This window comes from Kitasatospora sp. NPDC057542, assembly GCF_042801945.1.
Classification (GTDB): Bacteria; Actinomycetota; Actinomycetes; order Streptomycetales; family Streptomycetaceae; genus Kitasatospora.
Window position 1 is genome coordinate 1 of sequence record NZ_JBHVFE010000496.1, and the last position, 6,448, is coordinate 6,448.

The 6,448-nt window shown below is 72.7% G+C and carries 8 protein-coding genes; 6 read left to right on the plus strand and 2 right to left on the minus strand.

Annotated elements, in window-relative coordinates:
• Nucleotides 1-12 precede the first annotated feature (12 nt).
• Nucleotides 13-750, minus strand: a complete 738-nt coding sequence (locus tag ACFU7Y_RS37645; protein ID WP_380771046.1) for a DUF5324 family protein — start codon at nucleotides 748-750, stop codon at nucleotides 13-15.
• 259 nt (nucleotides 751-1,009) lie between these two features.
• Between ACFU7Y_RS37645 and ACFU7Y_RS37650 the strand changes: the two genes are divergently transcribed.
• Complete coding sequence (locus ACFU7Y_RS37650) at nucleotides 1,010-1,903, plus strand: rhomboid family intramembrane serine protease (RefSeq protein ID WP_224283163.1); 894 nt, start codon at nucleotides 1,010-1,012, stop codon at nucleotides 1,901-1,903.
• Between the two features lie 335 nt (nucleotides 1,904-2,238).
• On the opposite strand, the gene crgA is transcribed toward ACFU7Y_RS37650, so the two are convergent.
• Nucleotides 2,239-2,487, minus strand: a complete 249-nt coding sequence (gene crgA / locus ACFU7Y_RS37655; RefSeq protein ID WP_224283164.1) for a cell division protein CrgA — start codon at nucleotides 2,485-2,487, stop codon at nucleotides 2,239-2,241.
• Nucleotides 2,488-2,655: 168 nt separating this feature from the next.
• Between crgA and ACFU7Y_RS37660 the strand changes: the two genes are divergently transcribed.
• The 5 genes from ACFU7Y_RS37660 to ACFU7Y_RS37680 all read left to right on the plus strand — a co-directional run bounded on the left by ACFU7Y_RS37660 (nucleotide 2,656) and on the right by ACFU7Y_RS37680 (nucleotide 6,379).
• Nucleotides 2,656-3,420, plus strand: a complete 765-nt coding sequence (locus ACFU7Y_RS37660) for a DUF881 domain-containing protein (protein ID WP_380771047.1) — start codon at nucleotides 2,656-2,658, stop codon at nucleotides 3,418-3,420.
• Between the two features lie 69 nt (nucleotides 3,421-3,489).
• The gene (locus ACFU7Y_RS37665; protein ID WP_224283165.1) at nucleotides 3,490-3,669 is read left to right on the plus strand and encodes a hypothetical protein; all 180 of its coding nucleotides are present in this window, start codon (nucleotides 3,490-3,492) and stop codon (nucleotides 3,667-3,669) included.
• Nucleotides 3,670-3,724: 55 nt separating this feature from the next.
• Nucleotides 3,725-4,390 (plus strand): aminodeoxychorismate/anthranilate synthase component II, encoded by a 666-nt coding sequence (locus ACFU7Y_RS37670; protein ID WP_224283166.1) that lies wholly within the window; start codon nucleotides 3,725-3,727, stop codon nucleotides 4,388-4,390.
• Nucleotides 4,391-4,395: 5 nt separating this feature from the next.
• Entirely contained in the window at nucleotides 4,396-5,490 is a 1,095-nt protein-coding gene (locus tag ACFU7Y_RS37675) for a class E sortase (RefSeq protein WP_380771048.1), read from the plus strand.
• A gap of 37 nt (nucleotides 5,491-5,527) precedes the next feature.
• Nucleotides 5,528-6,379 (plus strand): class E sortase, encoded by an 852-nt coding sequence (locus tag ACFU7Y_RS37680; RefSeq protein WP_380771049.1) that lies wholly within the window; start codon nucleotides 5,528-5,530, stop codon nucleotides 6,377-6,379.
• Nucleotides 6,380-6,448: the final 69 nt, after the last annotated feature.

The window sequence follows — 6,448 nt, forward strand, 5'->3', positions numbered from 1 at the left end:
GTTTCCGGATGGTCAGTGCGGCTTCGGGCCGTCCTCGCCGGCGGGGCCGTCGTTCTCGTCCGCCGGGCCCCCGTCCCTCGGCTCGGCGGTGGCGTCCGACTCGGAGCCGTTCACCGGGGCGGACGCCGGGTGCGCGTCGGCCGGCCGGGACTCCTGCCCGGTCGGGGGCTCGACCAGCCACTCCGGGTTGCTGTGCCGACGCCACCACTCCCAGGCCACGATGCCGCCGCCGATCGCCAGCAGGCCGGCCACGGCGAGGCCGGCGGCCAGGCGGTTGCAGTGCTCCTTCCGGGCGTTCCGGGCGGCCAGCTCGCTGATCTCGGCCGAGCTGACGTTGCCGTGGAGGGCGGTCAGCGCGGCGGCGCCGCGCGCCTGGGCCTCCTGCGCCACCGGGACGACGGTGGCGCGGGCCTCCTCGACCGCATGGGCGATCCTGGGGCCGACGGTGGCGCGGGTCTGGTCCGTGGCCCGGGCGGCGGACAGGCGGGCCGCCAGGGCGGCCTCCTGGGCCCGGTGGAGGGCCTTCAGGACGTTCTGCTGGGCCTCCGGCGGCAGGCTGGCGAAGACGTGTCCGAACTGCGGGGCGAGATGTCTGTCGTACTGGACCCGGAGATTGTGGGCGGCCAGCGCGGCCTTCGGACCGACGGCGTCCAAGGCCGGGCCGAGGCGCTGTCTGGCGCCGTCCGCGAAGTGTGCGGCGGTGTCCCGGGTCCTGGTGGCCGTCTCTCGGGCCGAATCCGTGAAGCTCACGAGTCTCTCCTCCTGGGTGGCGTCCTTTATGCACATATCCACCTGAATGCTGATCATGCACCCTGATTTGTCCGGAAGCATGTCGGAGTGGGCCGTACGCGGGGCTCCGTGGTGCGGGCGGGTGGTGAGGGCGTGCCGGGGAAGGGCCGAGGGCCGGGCCCCTGCGGGGCGGGCGGATGTGGGGGAGCCGGTCCGGGAACGGGGGCGCGGCAGTAGGCTGGCGGTTTCGGAGGTCGTGTACGGGAAGGGGACACCGCTGATGCTCCCGGACGAGCCGCGGCCGTCGGCCGATCGGTCCCCGGAGGCCGGACTGCCCGGCTGCCACCGGCACCCGCAGACCCCGACCGGGGTCTCCTGCACCCGCTGCGAGCGGCCGATCTGCCCGCAGTGCATGGTGACCGCCTCGGTGGGCTTCCAGTGCCCGGAGTGCGTCGGCAGCGGCCACGCCGGGTCCCGGCAGGCGACCACCCGCTTCGGTGGGGCCCTTGCCGCCGACGGCGGGCTGGTCACCCGGGTGCTGATCGGGCTCAACATCGTGGTCTGGGTGCTGGCGGCCTACGTGCTCACCCCGCGGCTGGGCCAGACCTGGTCGCTGCTCAGCGCCGGGCGGGACATCCTCGGCGGCCCGGCGGGCGTCGCGGACGGCCCGGACCAGTGGTACCGACTGCTGACCGCGGCCTTCCTGCACCTGGAGTGGTGGCACGTCGGGACGAACATGCTGGTGCTGTTCTGGCTCGGCCCCTCGCTGGAGGAGGCGCTCGGCCGGCTGCGCTTCCTGGCCCTCTACCTGCTCTCCGCCCTGGGCGGCAGCACCTTCGCCTTCCTGGTGGCCGGCGACTGGATGAACTCGGTGGGCGCCTCCGGCGCGGTCTTCGGGCTGATCGGCGCCACGATCGTGATGCAGCTGCGGAACAAGGGCCCGCTCGGCCCGGCGATGGCGTTCCTGGTCTTCAACCTGATCGTCACCTTCTCCCGCCCGAACATCGACTGGCGCGCGCACGTCGGCGGGCTGGTGCTCGGCGTGCTGACCGCGGCCGGCCTGATGTACGCCCCGCGCGAGCGCCGCGGCCTGGTCCAGGCGCTGGCGGTGGCGGGCGCCCTGGCGGTCGAGGCGGGGATGCTGCTGACCGGGATGGCGCTCTACGGGGCCTGACCCCGGACGTTTGTCCACAGCGGGTGCGGGGTTGTGCACAGGCTGTGCGGCCCGCTGGTTGTGGACTGCTGTTCTACGCGTGTCCTGCTGTGCGGATTTCCCATTCTCCGGGGGTTGTGCACAGCTGTGGACGGCCCCGGCCGGGGAGGTTATCCACAGGCTGGGGAGACTTTTCCCCAGTGTGGATAACCATGTGGATAAGCGTGACGGTCCGATGATCGGGACAACCGCCCGGATCCCCGCCCGGCTCCGGGCACGCCCGACCGCCGCCCCGGGACGAGCGATCCGAAGCGGCGGAGAACGGCTCGAATCAGAGCCTCAGGACGGGCGGGCCGTCACTTCCACTGGGTGGAGACGCCGAACCCGGCGGCGATGAAGCCGAAGCCGACCAGGATGTTCCAGTTCCGCCAGCTCTCGACCGGGTAGGTGCCACTGGTCACGTAGTAGGTGACGATCCACACCAGGCCGATCAGGAACAGTGCCAGCATCAGCGGCGCGACCCAACTGCGGCCCGAACTGATCTTCACCGCGGCCGTGGTCGGCGGGGTGTAGTCGGACTTCTTGCGGAGTCGAGACTTCGGCACGAGGAGCTCTCCTGTCGATGCGCTGTGAGACCGCGCGGGCGTGCAGCGGGTGGAATCGGCCGGGCCGGCTGTGGAGAACGCCCTGGGGACCGCTCCGCCACATGCCACCGGCGTCCGTTAGCGTAGTGGGTCGGAGGGTCTTGAGGAGATAAGGGTACGGTGACTAATTTGTCGATTCCCCCTGAGACGGCCCGTACCCGCCGCTCCGGTACCCGAATTGTCGGACGTGCCCTGACCTGTGCCGTCTTCGCGCTCGCCGGCCTGCTCTTCTACATCAGCGCGCAGACCGCCCGCGGCACGGACCTGCGGACCGACAACTCGCTGCTCAGCCTCGGTGACGTGATCCGCCAGCGCAGCGGGCAGAACCAGCAGGAGCAGTCCCAGCTCGCCGACCTCCAGACCCGCGCCCAGCAGCTCACCGAGCAGCAGGGCCACGACCCCGCCGACGCCGCGCGGCTGGACGGCCTGCGCTCCGGTGCGGCCCTGGAGCCGCTCCAGGGCGGCGGCCTGACCGTCACCCTCAACGACGCGCCGCCGAACGCCACCGCGCGCATCCCCGGGGTGCCCGAGCCCGGCGTCAACGACCTGGTCATCCACCAGCAGGACATCCAGGCCGTGGTCAACGCGCTGTGGCGGGGCGGCGCCGAGGGCGTGCAGGTGATGGACCAGCGACTGATCTCCACCAGCGCCGTCCGCTGCGTCGGCAACACCCTGCTGCTCCAGGGCCGGGTCTACTCCCCGCCGTACGTGGTCAAGGCGGTAGGGCGGACCGACGCCCTGCGCTCGGCCGTCGAGGCGGACCCGACGATCCGCAACTACCTCCAGTACGTCCAGGCCTACGGGCTGGGCTGGAAGGTCCAGGAGAGCGGCGAGTTGACCCTGCCCGGGTACTCCGGCACCACCGAACTGCGGTCGGCGGGCGGCCAGCAGTAGCGGACCTGCCCCGCAGCCGTGGACGGCGGGTCTACTCTTTAACCCAGTCCGCTACGTCGAGGGAGCACCATGTACGGCTGGATCTGGCGTCACCTCCCGGGGAACACCCTGGTCCGGGCCCTCATCTCGCTGCTCCTCGTCGTGGGGACCGTGTACCTCCTCTTCACCTACGTCTTCCCGTGGGCGGAACCGCTGCTCCCCTTCGGCGACGTCACAGTGGACGGCGGCGACGGTGCCGCGGCCGGCTGAGCCGGCGGGCCCGGAACTCCCTTCCAGCACCGCACCCCACGGAGACCACGCGCGCATGACGACCCAGCCGACCACCCCGCCCCGCATCCTGGTGGTGGACAACTACGACAGCTTCGTCTTCAACCTGGTCCAGTACCTGTACCAGCTCGGCGCCACCTGCGAGGTGGTGCGCAACGACGAGGTGACCGTCGAACACGCCGTACGCCGCTCCGGTGCGGAGGGCTTCGACGGGGTGCTGCTCTCCCCCGGCCCCGGTGCCCCGGAGGAGGCCGGGGTCTGCATCGAGATGGTGCACCACTGCGCGCGGATCGGCCTGCCGGTGTTCGGCGTCTGCCTGGGGCTCCAGTCGATCGCGGCCGCGTACGGTGCGGTGGTCGGCCGGGCGCCCGAGCTGCTGCACGGCAAGACCTCGCCGGTCGAGCACGAGGACGGCGGGGTCTTCGAGGGCCTGCCCTCGCCGCTGACCGCGACCCGCTACCACTCGCTCGCGGTCGAACCGGCCACCGTGCCGGCCGAACTGGTGGTCACCGCGCGCACCGGGAGCGGCGTGATCATGGGCCTGAGGCACCGTGAACTGCCGGTCGAGGGCGTGCAGTTCCACCCCGAGTCGGTGCTCACCGAGGGCGGGCACCGGATGCTCGCCAACTGGCTCGCGGAGTGCGGCTTCCCGCAGGCGGTCGACCGGTCGGCCGGGCTCGCCCCGGTGATCGGCCGGGGCTGACCGGCGTGACCGCGCTGCGTCCGGAGGGGCGTTTCCAGCCGGAGGCGGACCCGTACGGCACCGTGCAGCAGTACGGCGGGCCCCGGTACCCGGGCCAGGACGACGGCACCGGCGGCGTGTCGTACCAGCAGGGCTTCCCGGTTCAGACCGTGCCCGAGGACGCCTGGGGCGTGTACGAGCAGGCCCAGGAACCCCTCGTGGACGGGCCCGAGTACCCCTGGCTGCCTGACCAGACCCTCCAGCTGCGGCTGCCCCTCGTCGACGGCGCGCCGGCCGCCGAACCGGCCCCCACCGGCGGCCGGGCCGAGCGCCGCCGCGCCGCCCAGGGCCGCACCTCGCTGCGTTCGGGCAGCGGCCGGCGCCGGGCGGGCGGCCGCGCCGCCGGGCGGGTGCGCCCCAGGGAGTCCGTGCTCGTGGTGGCCGCCCGGGGCGTCGGCGAGCTGTGCATCACGCTCGGCCTGGTGATGCTGCTCTTCGTCGCGTACCAGCTCTGGTGGACCAACGTGCAGGCCGACGAGGCCGCCGACGGGGCCCGCAACCAGCTGGAGCAGCAGTTCAACGCGGCTGCCCCGCCCGCACAGCCGGGCCGGCCGGCCCCGGACCCGAACAAGCCCGAGGTGTTCGAGCCCGGCAAGGGCTTCGCCATCATCTACCTGCCCAAGCTGGGGTTGAAGTTCCCGATCGCCGAGGGCACCTCCAAGTCGGCGGTGCTCGACAACGGCCTGGTCGGCCACTACACCGGCACCGGGATGCCGGGCGACAAGGCGGGCAACTTCGCGCTGGCCGCCCACCGCAACACCCACGGCGAGCCGTTCCGGTACATCAACCAGCTCGGCAAGGGCGACAAGATCGTGGTGGAGACCGCCGCCGGCTACTACACCTACGAGGTCACCGGGGGCATCCCGGAGACCTCCCCCAACAACGTGAGCGTGATCAAGCCGGTGCCGAACGGCGCCGGGTACGCCGGTCCCGGCCGCTACATCACGTTGACCACCTGTACGCCGGAGTTCACCTCCAAGTTCCGTCTCATCGTCTTTGGCAAGATGATCGAGGAACGGCCGCGTGCCCAGGGCAAGCCGGCCGCGATCACGGGCGGATAGCCGCCCGGCCGCCCGGCCCGGAGGGGGAGCACCGCAGATGCAGGACGAGACCGCGCAGTCGGCCGAACCGGCGCAGGAGGCCTTCCCGCCGCCCGAGCCGCGGGCCGGGCGGGGACGGAGCCGGGCGCTGGCCGCGCTCGGGGTCTTCGGCGAGTTGCTGATCACGCTGGGCCTGGTGCTCGGCCTGTTCGTGGCCTACTCGCTGTGGTGGACCAACGTGCAGGCCGACCGCTCGGCCTCGGCCGCCGCCGACCGGCTGCGCAGCAGCTGGGGCGCGGGCCCGGACCCCGGCCCCCCGGCCGCACCCGGCGCGACCCCGGCCCCCGGCGCGCCCGATGCCACCGGCACCGGCACCGGCACCGGGCCCGCGCCCGTGCCCCCGACCAAGCAGTTCGCGGCCGGGGACGACGTCGGCTTCCTGCACGTCCCGGCGATGGGCCGGGGCTACCAGGTGCTGATCCGGATGGGCACCTCCGCCGAGGTCCTGGACGACGGCGTGGCGGGCGTCTACGAGCAGCCGTACAAGGCCGCGATGCCCTGGGACCAGCAGGGCAACTTCGCGCTGGCCGCCCACCGGGACGGCCACGGCGCCAAGTTCCACGACCTGGACGCCGTCCACCAGGGCGACGCGGTCGTGGTCGAGACCAAGGACAAGTGGTACGTCTACAAGGTCGACAACACCCTGGCGGAGACGTCCAAGTACGACACCGGCATCGTGGCACCCGTCCCGGCCCGCTCCGGCTACGCCGCTCCCGGCCGCTACATCACCCTGACCACCTGCACGCCGGTGTACACCTCGCGCTACCGGATGGCCGTCTGGGGGAGCCTGGTGCGGGTGGACGACATGGACGCCAAGCGCACCCCGCCGCCGGAGCTGCGGCACTCCTGAAGCCGCTCACGGGCCTCCTGGGGCCGGTACGGAAATGCCCGAGGGCCCGCCGCAAGCGTTGCGGCGGGC